The 16,488-nt window shown below is 52.8% G+C and carries 15 protein-coding genes and 1 pseudogene; all 16 read left to right on the plus strand.

Features of this window, described 5'->3' with window-relative positions; translation table 11 throughout:
• Positions 1 to 207 precede the first annotated feature (207 nt).
• Entirely contained in the window at positions 208 to 663 is a 456-nt protein-coding gene (gene mraZ / locus ACRPFF_RS06675; RefSeq protein WP_003676745.1) for a division/cell wall cluster transcriptional repressor MraZ, read from the plus strand.
• A pseudogene (rsmH, locus tag ACRPFF_RS06680) lies at positions 660 to 1,619 on the plus strand (16S rRNA (cytosine(1402)-N(4))-methyltransferase RsmH). Before mraZ ends, rsmH begins: the two are co-directional and overlap by 4 nt.
• Before the next feature lie 22 nt (positions 1,620 to 1,641).
• A complete protein-coding gene (gene ftsL, locus ACRPFF_RS06685) occupies positions 1,642 to 1,905 on the plus strand; it encodes a cell division protein FtsL (RefSeq protein WP_003676740.1) in 264 nt (87 codons plus the stop codon).
• Between the two features lie 66 nt (positions 1,906 to 1,971).
• Positions 1,972 to 3,720, plus strand: coding sequence for a peptidoglycan D,D-transpeptidase FtsI family protein (locus tag ACRPFF_RS06690; protein WP_432674167.1), 1,749 nt, complete (start codon positions 1,972 to 1,974; stop codon positions 3,718 to 3,720).
• Between the two features lie 24 nt (positions 3,721 to 3,744).
• The gene (locus ACRPFF_RS06695) at positions 3,745 to 5,223 is read left to right on the plus strand and encodes a UDP-N-acetylmuramoyl-L-alanyl-D-glutamate--2,6-diaminopimelate ligase (RefSeq protein ID WP_432674168.1); all 1,479 of its coding nucleotides are present in this window, start codon (positions 3,745 to 3,747) and stop codon (positions 5,221 to 5,223) included.
• A 64-nt stretch (positions 5,224 to 5,287) separates the two neighbouring features.
• Positions 5,288 to 6,655 (plus strand): UDP-N-acetylmuramoyl-tripeptide--D-alanyl-D-alanine ligase, encoded by a 1,368-nt coding sequence (locus ACRPFF_RS06700; RefSeq protein WP_432674169.1) that lies wholly within the window; start codon positions 5,288 to 5,290, stop codon positions 6,653 to 6,655.
• Between the two features lie 2 nt (positions 6,656 to 6,657).
• A complete protein-coding gene (locus ACRPFF_RS06705) occupies positions 6,658 to 6,834 on the plus strand; it encodes a hypothetical protein (protein ID WP_002218790.1) in 177 nt (58 codons plus the stop codon).
• Positions 6,835 to 7,030: 196 nt separating this feature from the next.
• Entirely contained in the window at positions 7,031 to 8,113 is a 1,083-nt protein-coding gene (mraY, locus tag ACRPFF_RS06710; RefSeq protein WP_432674170.1) for a phospho-N-acetylmuramoyl-pentapeptide-transferase, read from the plus strand.
• 125 nt (positions 8,114 to 8,238) lie between these two features.
• The gene (locus ACRPFF_RS06715) at positions 8,239 to 9,051 is read left to right on the plus strand and encodes a tetratricopeptide repeat protein (RefSeq protein WP_432674171.1); all 813 of its coding nucleotides are present in this window, start codon (positions 8,239 to 8,241) and stop codon (positions 9,049 to 9,051) included.
• Between the two features lie 86 nt (positions 9,052 to 9,137).
• On the plus strand, positions 9,138 to 10,475 hold the full coding sequence (gene murD / locus ACRPFF_RS06720) for a UDP-N-acetylmuramoyl-L-alanine--D-glutamate ligase (protein WP_432674172.1): 1,338 nt from the start codon (positions 9,138 to 9,140) through the stop codon (positions 10,473 to 10,475).
• 143 nt (positions 10,476 to 10,618) lie between these two features.
• On the plus strand, positions 10,619 to 11,923 hold the full coding sequence (locus tag ACRPFF_RS06725) for an FtsW/RodA/SpoVE family cell cycle protein (protein WP_432674173.1): 1,305 nt from the start codon (positions 10,619 to 10,621) through the stop codon (positions 11,921 to 11,923).
• A 3-nt stretch (positions 11,924 to 11,926) separates the two neighbouring features.
• Positions 11,927 to 12,994: an undecaprenyldiphospho-muramoylpentapeptide beta-N-acetylglucosaminyltransferase gene (gene murG / locus ACRPFF_RS06730; RefSeq protein WP_432674174.1), complete on the plus strand. Its 1,068-nt coding sequence runs from the start codon at positions 11,927 to 11,929 to the stop codon at positions 12,992 to 12,994.
• 25 nt (positions 12,995 to 13,019) lie between these two features.
• Entirely contained in the window at positions 13,020 to 13,199 is a 180-nt protein-coding gene (locus ACRPFF_RS06735) for a hypothetical protein (RefSeq protein WP_308031110.1), read from the plus strand.
• Between the two features lie 84 nt (positions 13,200 to 13,283).
• Positions 13,284 to 14,693, plus strand: a complete 1,410-nt coding sequence (gene murC, locus ACRPFF_RS06740) for a UDP-N-acetylmuramate--L-alanine ligase (RefSeq protein ID WP_411713041.1) — start codon at positions 13,284 to 13,286, stop codon at positions 14,691 to 14,693.
• Positions 14,694 to 14,843: 150 nt separating this feature from the next.
• A complete protein-coding gene (locus tag ACRPFF_RS06745) occupies positions 14,844 to 15,758 on the plus strand; it encodes a D-alanine--D-alanine ligase (RefSeq protein WP_308031112.1) in 915 nt (304 codons plus the stop codon).
• Positions 15,748 to 16,476, plus strand: coding sequence for a cell division protein FtsQ/DivIB (locus tag ACRPFF_RS06750; protein ID WP_107960598.1), 729 nt, complete (start codon positions 15,748 to 15,750; stop codon positions 16,474 to 16,476). The genes ACRPFF_RS06745 and ACRPFF_RS06750 overlap by 11 nt, the downstream gene beginning before the upstream one ends.
• Positions 16,477 to 16,488 lie beyond the last annotated feature (12 nt).

Raw genomic sequence — 16,488 nt, forward strand, 5'->3', positions numbered from 1 at the left:
ACTCTATACTGTGTACAACTTCCTGTTATTGGTGTTTTTTTATCTTATTGTTTTAAAAGGAGTTTAAAATTTCAGATATGTTAATGAAGTTTTCTGTCTTGATTTGACCGAGTGTTTAAAATTTCTTATAGTGTCGATTAGTGGGAGAATGTGGGTCAAAGTGTCTTCTTTGCCCTTATTTAATTTTAACTTCAACTTGGGACATCTATGTTCGGCGGCGCACATGAATTGAGTATCGACAGTAAAGGGCGGTTGGCGGTTCCTGCCAAATTCCGCGATATTCTGTCGCGCCTCTATACGCCTGCCGTGGTAGTAACGCTTGAGTCGAAGCATAAGCTGTTGATGTATCCTGTTGCAGAGTGGGAAAAGGTCGCGGCGCAACTTTTGAACTTAAAAGTGGCGGATAACCCTGTTTTACGACGGTTTCAAAATCTTCTGCTGCATAACGCGGAAATTTTGGAATGGGATAGTGCCGGTCGGGTATTGGTTCCTGCCGGGCTGAGGAAGAGGGTGGTTTTTGACCGTGAAGTTGTTCTGGTCGGGCGGGCCAACCGTTTGGAGCTTTGGGGTCGTGAGCAGTGGGAGGCCGAAATGGTTCAGGCTTTGGACGACGATCCTGGCGAACTTGCCTTCCAGTTGAGTCAGACGGATTTGCAATTGTGAGTGAAACAGAAAGTTACCGGCATATTACGGTTTTGCTGCATGAGGCTGTAGATGCGCTTGCCGTGCGCGAGGACGGTGTTTATGTGGACGGTACGTTCGGCAGGGGAGGGCATTCCCGGCTGATTTTGTCGCGGTTGGGCGATGCGGGGCGGTTGATTGTTTTCGATAAAGACCCGCAGGCGATTGCTGTGGCAGAAGAGCTGGCGCGTTCGGATAAGCGGGTCAGTGTCGTGCATGGAGGCTTTGCTTCTTTTCAGACGGCATTGGATGATTTGGGTATCGGCAAGGTGGACGGTGCGCTGTTTGATTTGGGGATTTCGTCTCCGCAAATCGATGACGGCAGCCGCGGTTTCAGCTTCCGTTTCGATGCCCCTTTGGATATGCGTATGGATACGACGCGCGGTATGTCTGCCGCAGAGTGGATAGCGGTTGCGTCGTAACAGGATTTGCACGAGGTAATCAAGAATTATGGTGAAGAGCGGTTTAGCCGCCAGATTGCGCGCGCCATTGTTGCGCAACGGGCGGAAAGTCCAATCGATACAACCCGCAAGCTGGCGCAGATTGTGGCACAAAACGTCCGTACTCGTGAGCGGGGGCAGGATCCTGCGACGCGCACCTTCCAGGCGGTCCGCATCTTTATTAACCGCGAGCTTGAAGAAGTAGGGGCAGTATTGCCGCAGGTCGTGTGCCGTCTGAAAGAGGGCGGACGTTTGGCGGTCATTGCTTTCCATTCGTTGGAAGACCGCATTGTGAAGCAGTTTGTCAAAAAATATTCGCAACACGCGCCCCTGCCGCGCTGGGCGGCGGTCAGAGAAGCGGATTTGCCCGAGCCGCCCCTGAAAATCGTGGGCAGGGCATTAAAGCCGGGTGAGGCGGAAATTGCCGCCAATCCGAGAGCGAGAAGCGCGGTTTTGCGTGTGGCGGAACGGACTGCCGGCCCGATACTGGGACGATAACAGAGAAAACATCTGAATAACAATGAATAAATTGAATTTTCTTCTTCTGATTGCGGTTTGTATTTCGGCTTTTTCCGTAGTGATTCAGCAAAACCAGTACAGGCTTAACTTTACGGCTTTGTATAAGGCGAAAAAGCAGGAAATCGCTTTGGAGCAGAACTATGCGCAACTAAGGCTGCAACAGGCGCGGTTGGCGAATCATGAAGCGATTAGGTCGGCGGCAGAAAAACAAAATCTCCGTCCGCCGGTTTCAGGTAATACCTTTATGGTGGAACATCAAAAATAGAAGTAACCTGTCTGCCGGAATCAGGTTCCGGCAGTAGGGCGGTAACATAAAATAACGAGAAGTAACATGTTGATTAAGAGCGAATATAAGCCCCGGATGCTGTCTAAGGAAGAGCAGGTTAAAAAACCGTTGACCAGTGACGGGCGGATTAGTTTCGTCTTGCTGGCGATGGCGGTTTTGTTTGCCGGTTTGATAGTTCGTGGCTTGTATCTTCAAACAGTAACGTATAACTTCTTAAAAGATCAGGGTGATAACCAGATTGTACGGACTCAGGTGTTGCCGGCTACACGCGGTACGATTGAGGACAGGAACGGTGCGGTTTTGGCATTGAGTGCACCTACAGAATCTCTGTATGCCGTTCCCAAAGATATGGAGGAGATGCCAACTGCGGCGCAATTGGAACATCTTTCCGAGCTTATCGATGTTCCGGTCGATGTTTTAAGGAGCAAACTTGATCAGAAAAACAAATCGTTTATCTGGATCAAGCGTCAGCTCAACCACAAGCTTGCCGAAGAGGTGGAAGCCTTAGGTTTGAAACATTTTGCATTTCAAAAGGAATTAAAACGCCATTACCCGATGGGCAACCTTTTTGCACATGTCATCGGATTTACCGATATTGACGGCAAAGGTCAGGAGGGCTTGGAGCTTTCCCGTGAAGACAGCCTGCGCGGTGAGGATGGTGCGAAAGTCGTATTGCGCGATAATAAAGGCAATATCGTAGACAGCCTCGATTCTCCACGCAACAGCGTGCCTAAAAACGGCCAAGACATGATTTTGTCTTTGGATCAGCGTATTCAAACGCTGGCTTATGACGAGTTGAACAAGGCTGCGGCTTATCACAAAGTCAAAGCGGGTGCGGTTGTGGTATTGGATGCGCAAACCGGCGAGATTTTGGCTTTGGTCAACAGCCCGGCTTACGATCCGAATCAGCCCGGCCAAGCCAATAGCGAACAGCGCCGCAACCGCGCCGTAACCGATATGATTGAACCTGGTTCTGTCATGAAGCCGTTTACCATTGCCAAAGCATTGGATTCAGGCAAAGTGGATCCAACAGACACATTCAATACCCTGCCGTACAAAATCGGTCCGGCTACCGTGCAAGATACCCACGTTTATCCTACTTTGGATGTGCGCGGCATTATGCAAAAATCTTCCAACGTCGGTACCAGTAAACTTTCTGCCATGTTTACGCCTAAAGAAATGTACGATTTCTATCACGATTTAGGTGTGGGCGTACGCATGCATTCAGGTTTCCCGGGTGAGACTGCAGGTTTGTTGAGAAGCTGGCGCAGATGGCAAAAAATCGAACAGGCAACCATGTCTTTCGGTTATGGCCTGCAATTAAGCCTGTTGCAATTGGCACGTGCCTATACTGTCTTGACCCATGACGGCGAATTGTTGCCGGTCAGTTTTGAAAAACAAGCAGTTGCCCCTAAAGGCAAGCGCGTCATCAAAGCCTCTACTGCGAAAAAAGTGCGCGAGTTGATGGTTTCCGTTACCGAAGCCGGTGGTACCGGTACTGCCGGTGCGGTAGATGGTTTCGACGTCGGCGCAAAAACCGGTACGACGCGTAAGTTGGTCAACGGGCGTTACGTCGTTAACAAACACGTTGCCACTTTCATCGGTTTTGCACCTGCCAAAAATCCCCGTGTGATTGTGGCGGTAACCATCGACGAACCGACTGCAAACGGTTACTACGGCGGCGTAGTGGTAGGTCCGGTCTTCAAGCAAGTCATGGGCGGCAGCCTGAACATCTTGGGCGTTTCCCCGACCAAACCTTTGACCAATGTTGCAGCCGTCAAAACACCGTCTTAATCCGAGTATCAACGAGATTATTTTATGTTCAGCAAGTTAACCCCTTTAGCTGAAACCAACATTCCGCCTCTGCTGTGTGCAAACGCAGCAGGGCGTTTGTTGCATTCAGACAGCCGCCAAATCAAACAAGGCGATATTTTCGTTGCCTGTCAGGGCGAATATACCGACGGCCGCAGTTATATCCCCGCAGCCATTGCCAACGGCGCGGCTTTTGTTTTTTGGGACGACGACGGTAAATTCGCGTGGAATCCCGAATGGAAAGTCCCCAATCAAGGGATTAAGGATTTGAAACACCGTGCCGGCATATTGGCGGCACAGGTTTACGGCAACGTTTCAGACGGTCTCAAAGTCTGGGGCGTAACCGGAACCAACGGCAAAACCTCCATCACACAATGGCTGGCGCAAGCCGCCGATTTGTTGGGCGAAAAAACCGCCATTATCGGCACAGTCGGCAACGGCTTTTGGGGCGCATTGGAAGAAACCACACACACCACCCCCGCTCCCGTCGATGTCCAAACCCTGCTCTACCGTTTCCGTCAACAAGGCGCAANAGCCGCCGCGATGGAAGTNTCCAGCCACGAACTTGACCAGTCGCGGGTCAACGGCGTGCCATTCCGCAGCGCAATCTTCACCAACCTCACCCGAGACCACCTCGACTACCACGGCACGATGGAAGCCTATGGTGCCATCAAGTCGCGCCTGTTTTACTGGCACGGTTTAAAACACGCCGTTATCAACGTAGATGACGAATACGGCGCAGAACTCATAGGTCATCTGAAAAAAGACTGTCCCGATTTGGCTGTTTACGGCTACGGCTTCAGCGAACACGCCGACATTCGCATTGTTCATTTCACCGCTTCTTCAGACGGCATGGAAGCCGTATTCCAAACCCCGTGGGGCGAAGGCCGCTGTCGCACGCGCCTGCTCGGACGGTTCAACGCGCAAAACCTCGCCGCCTGCATCGCCTTGCTGTGCGCTAACGGCTATCCGCTTGATAAAGTATTGGATGTGCTGGCAACAATCCGTCCCGCCTCAGGCCGCATGGACTGCATCATGAACAGCGGCAAACCATTGGTCGTTGTCGATTACGCCCACACGCCCGACGCATTGGAAAAAGCACTCGCCACCTTGCAGGAAATCAAACCGCAGGGCGCGGCTTTGTGGTGCGTATTTGGCTGCGGTGGCAACCGCGACCGAGGTAAACGCCCGCTGATGGGTACAGCAGCCGTACAGGGCGCGGATAAAGTCGTCGTAACCAGCGACAATCCGCGTTTGGAAAATCCGCACGACATCATCAACGATATCTTGCCTGCCGTTCCCGCGCCCGAATGCGTCGAAGCTGACCGCGCCGCCGCCATCCGTTATGCGGTCGAACGCGCCGCTGCAAACGACATCATTCTGATTGCTGGCAAAGGGCATGAGAACTATCAGGATGTACAAGGCGTGAAGCACCATTTTTCCGATTTTGAAATCGCAGAAAAAGCATTGGCAGAGCTGGGATAGGTCATATCAAAAATGTTCAGGCGGTCTTAATTAAAACCATCTGAAAAAACAAACGGAAGAAATCATGAAACCACTAGATTTAAATTTCATCTGCCAAGCCCTCAAGCTTCCGATGCCGTCTGAAAACAAACCCGTGTCGCGCATCGTAACCGATAGCCGCGATATTCGGGAAGGCGATGTGTTTTTCGCATTGGCGGGCGAACGGTTTGATGCGCATGATTTTGTTGAAGACGTATTGGCTGCTGGTGCGGCGGCGGTTGTGGTTTCGCGTGAAGATTGCTCGGCTTTGAAAGGCGCGTTGAAAGTCGATGACACGCTTGCCGCATTGCAAACGCTGGCGAAGGCGTGGCGTGAAAATGTGAATCCGTTTGTGTTCGGCATTACCGGTTCGGGCGGCAAGACGACGGTGAAGGAAATGCTGGCTGCGGTATTGCGCCGCCGTTTCGGCGATGATGCCGTGTTGGCGACTGCGGGTAATTTCAACAACCATATCGGGCTGCCGCTGACTTTGTTGAAATTAAACGAGAAACACCGCTATGCTGTGATTGAAATGGGCATGAACCATTTCGGCGAACTGGCGGTTTTGACACAAATTGCCAAGCCCGATGCCGCATTGGTCAACAACGCCATGCGTGCCCATGTCGGCTGCGGTTTCGACGGAGTGGGCGATATTGCCAAAGCGAAAAGCGAGATTTATGCAGGCTTATGTTCAGACGGCATTGCACTGATTCCTCAAGAAGATGCCAATATGGCTGTCTTCAAAACGGCAACGTTTAATTTGAATACGTGCACTTTCGGCGTCGATAGCGGCGATGTCCGCGCGGAAAATATCGTGCTGAAACCTTTGTCGTGCGAATTTGATTTGGTGTGCGGCGACGAATGCGCAGCCGTGGTGCTGCCTGTTCCCGGCCGCCATAATGTCCACAACGTCGCCGCCGCCGCCGCGCTGTCTTTGGCTGCAGGTTTGAGTTTGAACGATGTGGCGGAAGGTTTGCAAGGCTTCAGCAACATCAAAGGCCGTCTGAACGTCAAATCCGGCATTAAGGGCGCGACCCTGATTGACGATACTTATAATGCGAACCCCGACAGCATGAGGGCAGCGATTGACGTGTTGGCGCGTATGCCTGCGCCGCGTATTTTCGTAATGGGCGATATGGGCGAACTGGGCGATAACGAAGCCGCCGCCATGCACGCCGAAGTCGGCGCGTATGCTCGCGACCAAGGCATCGAAGCGGCTTATTTTGTCGGCGACAACAGCGTCGAAGCGGCGGAAAAATTTGGCGCGGACGGTTTGTGGTTTGCCGCCAAAGACCCGTTGATTCAAGTGTTGAGCCACGATTTGCCCGAATGCGCCACCGTGTTGGTGAAAGGTTCGCGTTTTATGCAGATGGAAGAAGTGGCCGAGGCACTGACGGATAAAGAGGCCGTCTGAAAATGAAAAGCCGACGTTTTTTTAAAGCCTTATTGCTGATTGCCGCGCTGGTCGGCGCGTTTTATGCCGGAATGCGGACGCAGGCGTATCTTTATGAAGATTTATGTTTAGACTTGGGCGGCGGTAAAAATCCGGGGAGTTACCCGATTTGCGTGATTGAGAAAGTCCCTGCACGTTAATCTGCAAAAGCCGTCCGAAACCTTGTCGGACGGCAAGCCAACCTCAAACGGGCGCAAGCCCGATGTATAGTGGATTAACAAAAATCAGGACAAGGCGACGAAGCCGCAGACAGTACAAATAGTACGGCAAGGCGAGGCAACGCCGTACTGGTTTTTGTTAATCCACTATAACGACAAAACAAAAAAAGGAAGCCCCATGTTTTTATGGCTCGCACATTTCAGCAACTGGTTAACCGGTCTGAATATTTTTCAATACACCACATTCCGCGCCGTCATGGCGGCGTTGACCGCCTTGGCGGTTTCCCTGATGTTCGGCCCGTGGACGATACGCAGGCTGACCGCGCTCAAATGCGGGCAGGCAGTGCGTACCGACGGCCCGCAAACCCACCTCGTCAAAAACGGCACCCCGACGATGGGCGGTTCGCTGATTCTGACCGCCATTACCGTGTCCACCCTGTTGTGGGGCAACTGGGCGAACCCGTATATCTGGATTCTCTTGGGCGTATTGCTTGCTACCGGCGCACTCGGTTTTTACGACGACTGGCGCAAAGTCGTCTATAAAGACCCCAACGGCGTGTCCGCCAAATTCAAAATGGTGTGGCAGTCAAGCGTTGCCATTATCGCCGGTTTGGCATTGTTTTACCTTGCCGCCAATTCCGCCAACAATATTTTGATTGTCCCGTTCTTCAAACAAATCGCCCTGCCGTTGGGCGTGGTCGGCTTTTTGGTGTTGTCTTACCTGACCATCGTCGGCACATCCAACGCCGTCAACCTCACCGACGGCTTGGACGGCCTTGCCGCCTTCCCCGTCGTCCTCGTTGCCGCCGGGCTTGCCATTTTCGCCTACGTCAGCGGACACTACCAATTTTCCCAATACCTCCAGCTTCCCTATGTCGCCGGTGCGAACGAAGTCGCTATATTCTGCACTGCCATGTGCGGCGCGTGCCTCGGATTTTTGTGGTTCAACGCCTATCCCGCGCAAGTCTTTATGGGCGATGTCGGCGCGCTGGCATTGGGTGCCGCGCTCGGTACCGTTGCCGTCATCGTCCGCCAAGAGTTTGTTTTAGTGATTATGGGCGGTCTGTTCGTCGTAGAAGCTGTGTCCGTTATGCTTCAGGTCGGCTGGTATAAGAAAACCAAAAAACGCATCTTCCTGATGGCACCCATCCACCACCACTACGAACAAAAAGGCTGGAAAGAAACCCAAGTCGTCGTCCGCTTTTGGATTATTACCATCGTCTTGGTATTGATCGGTTTGAGTACTCTCAAAATCCGCTGAACCTATGCCGTCTGAACACCTTTCAGACGGCATTTGAACGCGCAATAAACCTGCGGCGGCAATCTGTCCCGTCCTATCGTTAACGGCGGCTGAAACCCGCCTTATACTGAAACAGGAGAGAAACCATGAAACAGACAGTCAAATGGCTTGCAGACGCCCTGATTGCCTTGGGCTTGAAACAAGCGGTGTGGGCGGATGACGTATCGGATTTTAAGGAAACGCTTCAAGTTGCGGAGCAAGGAAATGCAGAAGCCCAATTTAATTTGGGTTTGATGTACGACAATGGTCAAGGAGTCCGTCAAGACTATGCCGAAGCGGTCAGATGGTATCGGCAGGCGGCGGAGCAGGGGCATGCCGTAGCCCAAAAGAATTTGGGCGTGATGTATTACGAAGGACGCGGCGTGCGCCAAGATGATGCCGAAGCGGTCAGATGGACTCGGCAGGCGGCAGAACGGGGGGATGCCCATGCCCAAGCTTTGTTGGGCAGTATGTATGCCAACGGACGCGGCGTGCACCAAGATGATGCCGAAGCGGTCAGATGGTATCGGCAGGCCGCGGAGCAGGGGTATGCCCAAGCCCAAGCTTTGTTGGGCAGTATGTATGCCAACGGACGCGGCGTGCACCAAGATGATGCCGAAGCGGTCAGATGGTATCGGCAGGCCGCGGAGCAGGGGTATGCCCAAGCCCAAGCTTTGTTGGGCTTGATGTATAGCAAAGGGCGCGGCGTGTGCCAAGATTACGTCGAAGCGGTCAAATGGTATCGGCAGGCGGCGGAACAGGGGTTAGCCCAAGCCCAAAACAGTTTGGGCGTTATGTATGAAACCGGACGCGGCGTGCGCCAAGACCTCGCCCTTGCACAAGAATGGTACGGTAAGGCTTGTCAAAACGGAGACCAAAACAGCTGCGACAATGACCAACGCCTGAAGGCGGGTTATTAATCGGCTCGCGATGCCGTCTGAAAGCGGCTTGTGCAGGGGGCAGACATCCCCCTGCTCAATATGATTTGTTTTAGGACAAAACCAACATGACTTTCCAAAACAAAAAAATCCTCGTCGCCGGACTCGGCGGCACGGGTATTTCCATGATTGCCTATCTGCGCAAAAACGGCGCGGAGGTTGCCGCGTATGATGCGGAGCTGAAAGCCGAGCGCGTGTCGCAAATCGGTAAGATGTTTGACGGGCCGGTGTTTTACACGGGTCGTCTGAAAGATGCGCTCTCCAACGGTTTCGATATTTTGGCGCTCAGTCCCGGCATCAGCGAGCGTCAGCCGGATATCGAGGCGTTCAAGCAAAACGGCGGGCGTGTGTTGGGCGATATCGAATTGCTGGCGGACATTGTGAACCGCCGTGGCGACAAGGTAATCGCGATTACCGGCAGCAACGGCAAAACCACGGTAACGAGCCTGGTCGGCTATCTCTGCATCAAGTGCGGGCTGGATACCGTTATCGCGGGCAATATCGGGACGCCGGTTTTGGAGGCGGAATGGCAGCGCGCAGGCAAAAAGGCGGACGTGTGGGTGTTGGAGCTTTCCAGCTTCCAACTGGAAAACACTGAAAGCCTGCGCCCGACTGCGGCGACGGTGCTGAACATTTCCGAAGACCATCTCGACCGTTACGACGACCTGCTCGACTACGCGCATACCAAGGACAAGATTTTCCGTGGCAATGGCGTACAGGTTTTGAATGCGGACGATGCGTTCTGTCGCGCGATGAAACGCGCCGGGCGCGAGGTAAAATGGTTTTCTTTGGAACACGAAGCTGATTTTTGGTTGGAACGTGAGACAGGCCGCCTGAAACAAGGCAATGAAGATTTGATTGCCACGCAAGACATCCCGCTGCAAGGCTTGCACAATGCCGCCAACGTCATGGCTGCCGTTGCCTTGTGCGAAGCCGTCGGTTTGCCGCGCGAAGCATTGCTCGAACACGTCAAAACCTTCCAAGGCCTGCCGCACCGCGTGGAAAAAATCGGCGAGAAAAATGGCGTGGTATTCATCGACGACAGCAAAGGCACGAACGTCGGCGCGACCGCCGCCGCGATTGCCGGTTTGCAAAATCCGCTCTTTGTGATTTTGGGCGGCATGGGCAAAGGGCAGGACTTCACACCCCTGCGCGACGCGCTTGCCGGAAAGGCAAAAGGCGTGTTCCTGATCGGCGTCGATGCGCCGCAAATCCGCCGCGATTTGGAGGGCTGCGGTCTGAATATGACCGACTGCGCCACTTTGGAAGAAGCCGTTCAGACGGCATACGCCCAAGCCGAAGCGGGTGATATCGTGCTGCTCAGCCCCGCCTGCGCGAGCTTCGATATGTTTAAAGGCTATGCGCACCGTTCGGAAGTATTTATCGAGGCGTTTAAGGCTTTGTGATGCCGTCTGAAACGCAAACGCCGTCATTGTTGGGCGGGAAGTAAAGATTTAGAATACCGATTGGGGATGTATCGCATGTTCGGACGGCATTATCTGCCGTCTGAAATTTTTGCCCTTTGCGGCAGATGCAAACAGAATGACAGGTGGTTTTTTTGAAGATTTCGGACATATTGGTAAAGGTGGGGAGCGGTATCCATACCGTTCTGCTCGACAGGCAGATTGTGCGCGACGGCAGGAAATTCGACACGTCGCTTTTGTGGATGCTGGTGTTGATGACGGTATTCAGCCTGCTGATGATTTATTCGGCTTCGGTAGATTCAGCGGTACGCGAAGGCGGCAGCCAATTCGGCTATGTCGGCAAACAGGCGGGATTTGTCGCTTTCTTTGCCTGTATATGCAGTTTACTTAGTTTTTGTAAGATGAAAACGTGGCGGTGGCTGGTGCCGTGGATATTCGCCAGTTCGGTTATATTGTTGGTCGCCGTGCTGCTTGTCGGCAATGAAGTCAATGGTGCGAAACGTTGGATTCCCTTGGTGATAGTCAATTTCCAACCGACCGAGTTATTTAAGTTGGCGGTCATCTTGTATCTGGCCAGCCTGTTTACCCGCCGCGAAGAAGTGTTGCGCAGTATGGAACACCTCGGCTGGCGGTCGATTTGGCGGGGGACGGCCAATCTGGCGATGTCCTTCACCAATCCTCAGGCGCGCCGCGAAACCAAAGAAATGTATAACCGCTTCCGGTCGATTATCCTGCCTATCATGTTGGTGGCGTTCGGTTTGACGCTGGTGATGTTCCAGCCGGATTTCGGTTCGTTTGTCGTGATTACCGTCATTACTGTCGGGTTGCTGTTTCTTGCGGGTTTGCCGTGGAAATATTTTTTCATTCTGGTGGGCAGCGTTTTGACTGGGATGGCGCTGATGATTGCCGCCGCCCCTTACCGTATGCAACGGGTGCTGACCTTTCTCGACCCTTGGCAGGACAAACAGAACACAGGCTATCAGCTTACACAGTCGTTGATGGCAATCGGGCGAGGCGACTGGTTCGGTATGGGTTTGGGGGCAAGTTTGAGCAAACGCGGGTTTCTGCCGGAAGCGCATACCGATTTTATTTTCGCCATTATTGCCGAAGAATTCGGTTTCTTCGGTATGTGCGTGCTGGTGTTCTGTTACGGTTGGCTGGTCGTACGCGCGTTTTCCATCGGCAAACAGGCGCGTGATTTGGGGTTGACCTTCAATGCCTATATCGCTTCGGGTATCGGTATTTGGATCGGTATCCAAAGTTTCTTCAATATCGGCGTGAATATCGGCGCGTTGCCGACCAAAGGTTTGACACTGCCGCTGATTTCTTACGGCGGTTCGGCAGTGGGGGTAATGTTTTTCAGTATTATGCTGCTGTTGCGCATCGATTATGAAAACCGCCGGAAAATGCGCGGTTACCGAGAGGAGTAAATCATGGGCGGTAAAACCTTCATGCTGATGGCGGGCGGTACCGGTGGTCATATTTTCCCTGCGCTGGCGGTGGCGGANTCGTTGCGCGCGCGCGGCCATCATGTGATTTGGCTGGGCAGTAAGGATTCGATGGAAGAGCGTATCGTGCCGCAATACGATATTCCGCTTGAAACGCTGGCGATTAAGGGCGTACGCGGCAACGGCATCAAACGCAAGCTAATGCTGCCGTTTACTTTGTATCAAACCGTCCGCGAGGCGCAGCGGATTATCCGCAAACACCGTGTCGAGTGCGTCATCGGTTTTGGCGGCTTCGTTACCTTCCCCGGCGGTTTGGCGGCGAAGCTCTTGGGCGTGCCGATTGTGATTCACGAGCAAAACGCCGTGGCCGGTTTGTCCAACCGCCACCTGTCGCGCTGGGCGAAACGGGTGTTGTACGCTTTCCCGAAAGCGTTCAGCCACGAAGGCGGTTTGGTCGGCAACCCAGTCCGCGCCGATATTAGCAACCTGCCCATGCCTGCCGAACGCTTCCAAGGGCGTGAAGGCCGTCTGAAAATTTTGGTGGTCGGTGGCAGTTTGGGTGCAGACGTTTTGAACAAAACCGTACCGCAGGCATTGGCTTTGCTGCCCGACAATGCGCGTCCGCAGATGTACCACCAATCGGGTCGAGGCAAACTGGGCAGCTTGCAGGCGGATTACGACGCGCTGGGCGTGCAAGCGGAATGCGTGGAATTTATTACCGACATGGTGTCCGCCTACCGCGATGCCGATTTGGTGATTTGCCGTGCCGGCGCGCTGACGATTGCCGAGTTGACTGCGGCAGGGTTGGGTGCGTTGTTGGTGCCGTATCCTCACGCAGTTGATGACCATCAAACCGCCAACGCGCGTTTTATGGTGCAGGCGGAGGCGGGATTGCTGTTGCCGCAAAGTCAGTTGACAGCGGAAAAACTTGCCGAAATTCTCGGCGGCTTAAACCGCGAAAAATGCCTCAAATGGGCGGAAAATGCCCGTACGTTGGCACTGCCGCACAGTGCAGACGACGTGGCGGAAGCCGCTATTGAGTGTACGGCATGATGATATGATGCGATAAACGAAACAGATGCCGTCTGAAAACCACGAAACCGGTTTCAGACGGCCTTATATTTTGTTTTTTCGGGTGTTTCGGTATGTGAAATCGAGTTTGAAAATGGGTAGGAAAGCAGGGTTTGCCGCCGAGTGCAGCCTTATTTTTAACTATATTGCCATCGATATGAAATCCTGTATGCCGAAACATCTGTAATTTACAAGAAAACTATGGCGCGGAAGCGGATAGCCCTTTAAAATAACGCCTTTACGCATCGAAAATCCACCGGAACGCAACATTATGATGAAAAATCGAGTTACCAACATCCATTTTGTCGGTATCGGCGGCGTCGGCATGAGCGGTATCGCCGAAGTCTTGCACAATTTGGGCTTTAAAGTTTCCGGTTCGGATCAGGCGCGAAATGCCGCTACCGAGCATTTGAGCAGCCTGGGCATTCAAGTTTATCCCGGTCATACCGCAGAACACGTTAACGGTGCGGATGTTGTCGTTACCTCTACCGCCGTCAAAAAAGAAAATCCCGAAGTTGTCGCTGCGTTGGAGCAACAAATCCCCGTTATTCCGCGCGCCCTGATGCTGGCGGAGTTGATGCGCTTCCGTGACGGCATCGCCATCGCCGGTACGCACGGCAAAACCACGACCACCAGCCTGACCGCTTCCATCCTCGGCGCGGCAGGTCTCGACCCCACTTTCGTTATCGGCGGCAAACTCAATGCCGCAGGTACCAACGCCCGTTTGGGCAAAGGCGAATACATCGTCGCCGAAGCCGACGAATCCGATGCGTCCTTCCTACATCTGACCCCGATTATGTCCGTCGTCACCAATATCGACGAAGACCACATGGATACCTACGGACACAGCGTCGAAAAACTGCATCAGGCGTTTGTTGATTTTATCCACCGTATGCCGTTCTACGGCAAAGCGTTTTTGTGTGTTGACAGCGAACACGTCCGCGCGATTCTGCCCAAAGTGAGCAAACCTTACGCCACTTACGGCTTGGACGATACCGCCGACATCTACGCGACCGACATCGAAAGTGTTGGCGCGCAAATGAAATTTACCGTTCATGTGCAAATGAAAGGACATGAGCAAGAGCCGTTTGAGGTTGTTTTGAATATGCCCGGCCGCCACAACGTCCTCAATGCCTTGGCAGCCATCGGTGTTGCGCTGGAAGTCGGCGCATCGGTTGAAGCGATCCAAAAAGGCTTGCTCGGCTTTGAAGGTGTCGGCCGCCGCTTCCAAAAATACGGCGACATTAAATTGCCAAACGGCGGAACCGCTTTGCTGGTAGACGATTATGGCCACCATCCCGTCGAAATGGCGGCAACCCTTTCCGCTGCACGTGGCGCGTATCCGGAAAAACGTTTGGTATTGGCCTTTCAGCCGCACCGCTATACCCGTACACGCGATTTGTTTGAAGACTTTACCAAAGTCCTCAATACCGTTGACGCGCTGGTGTTGACCGAAGTTTATGCCGCCGGTGAAGAGCCGATTGCCGCGGCCGATTCCCGCGCCTTGGCGCGTGCTATCCGCGTATTGGGCAAACTTGAGCCGATTTACTGTGAAAACGTCGCCGACTTACCTGAAATGCTATTGAACGTTTTACAGGATGGCGATGTCGTGTTGAATATGGGTGCAGGCAGCATCAACCGCGTGCCTGCCGCGATGTTGGAGTTGTCGAAAAAAGCCTGAGGCGCAACTTTTATCGTGATGCCGCGATAGCTGCCTGATGAAGCGATGTTTCATCAGGTGGGGCAAACGAGATTAAGGTTGTCTGAAAACCTGATTTGTTTTCAGACGACCTGTATCAAACAAAAAAGCAATCAAGAAAGAACAAAAACAATGCAGAATTTTGGCAAAGTAGCCGTATTGATGGGCGGCTTTTCCAGCGAACGCGAAATCTCGCTGGATAGCGGTGCCGCTATTTTGAATGCCTTAAAAAGCAAAGGCATAGATGCACACGCCTTCGATCCCAAGGAAACCCCATTGTCTGAATTGAAGGCACAAGGTTTTCAGACGGCATTCAACATCCTTCACGGTACTTACGGCGAAGACGGTGCTGTTCAGGGCGCGTTGGAACTGTTGGGCATCCCCTATACCGGCAGCGGTGTCGCCGCTTCCGCCATCGGCATGGACAAATACCGCTGCAAGCTGATTTGGCAAGCCTTGGGGTTGCCTGTTCCTGAGTTCGCCGTTTTACATGAAGACTCTGATTTCGATGCTGTCGAGCAGCAGCTCGGTTTGCCCATGTTTGTTAAACCGGCAGCCGAAGGCAGCAGCGTCGGCGTGGTGAAAGTGAAAGAAAAAGGCCGTCTGAAAAGCGTGTACGAAGAATTGAAGCACCTTCAAGGCGAAATCATTGCCGAACGGTTTATCGGCGGCGGCGAATATTCCTGCCCCGTGTTGAACGGCAAAGGCCTGCCCAGCATACACATCATCCCCGCGACCGAGTTTTACGACTACGAAGCCAAATACAACCGCGACGACACTGTTTATCAATGTCCGTCCGAAGACTTGAGCGAGGCTGAAGAAAACCTGATGCGCGCGTTGGCAGTTCGCGGGGCGCAGGCAATCGGGGCAGAAGGCTGCGTGCGTGTCGATTTCCTCAGAGATACCGACGGTAAGCTGTACTTATTGGAAATCAATACGTTGCCCGGGATGACGAGCCACAGTTTAGTACCGAAATCCGCCGCCCGGACAGGCGTGGATTTTGCCGATTTATGCATTGAAATTCTGAAGACCGCACATGTGGGATAATGCTGAAGCAATGGGACGGCTGACGCGCTGGCTGCTTGTTATTGTGGCGGTGTTGCTGGCTTTGTCAGGATTCGTTTGGTTTTATAATTCAAATTATCTTCCTGTTAAGCAGGTATCATTAAAGGGTGATTTGGTTTATTCCAATCAAAAAGAATTGGGCGTTTTGGCGAAAAAATATATTCATGGAAATATATTGAGGGCGGATATCAACGGAGTACAGGAGGCCTACCGCCGATATCCGTGGATTGCTTCTGCCATGGTGCGCCGCAGGTTTCCTGATACGGTCGAGATTGTTTTGACAGAACGTAAGCCGGTTGCGCATTGGGGAGACAGTGCCTTGGTGGATAGCGAGGGTAATGTTTTTAAGGCTCGTCTAAACAGACCGGGTATGCCGGTATTTAGAGGCGTGGAAGGAACGTCTGCCGATATACTCCGCCGTTACGGTGAGTTTTCGGCAATTTTGGCAAAGCAGGGTTTGGGTATCAAAGAAATAACCTATACGGCGCGTTCGGCGTGGATTATTGTGTTGGACAACAATATCACTGTCAGGCTCGGTCGGGAAAACGATATAAAACGTCTCCGGCTTTTTACCGAGGCGTGGCAGCATTTGTTGCGTAAAAATAAAAATCGGTTATCCTATGTGGATATGAGGTATAAAGACGGATTTTCAGTCCGTTATGACTCCGACGGTTTGCCTGAAAAAGAATCCGAAGAATAGTGAAGCAGGTAC

Source organism: Neisseria sp. SLRRB23, assembly GCF_050896295.1.
Classification (GTDB): domain Bacteria; phylum Pseudomonadota; class Gammaproteobacteria; order Burkholderiales; family Neisseriaceae; genus Neisseria.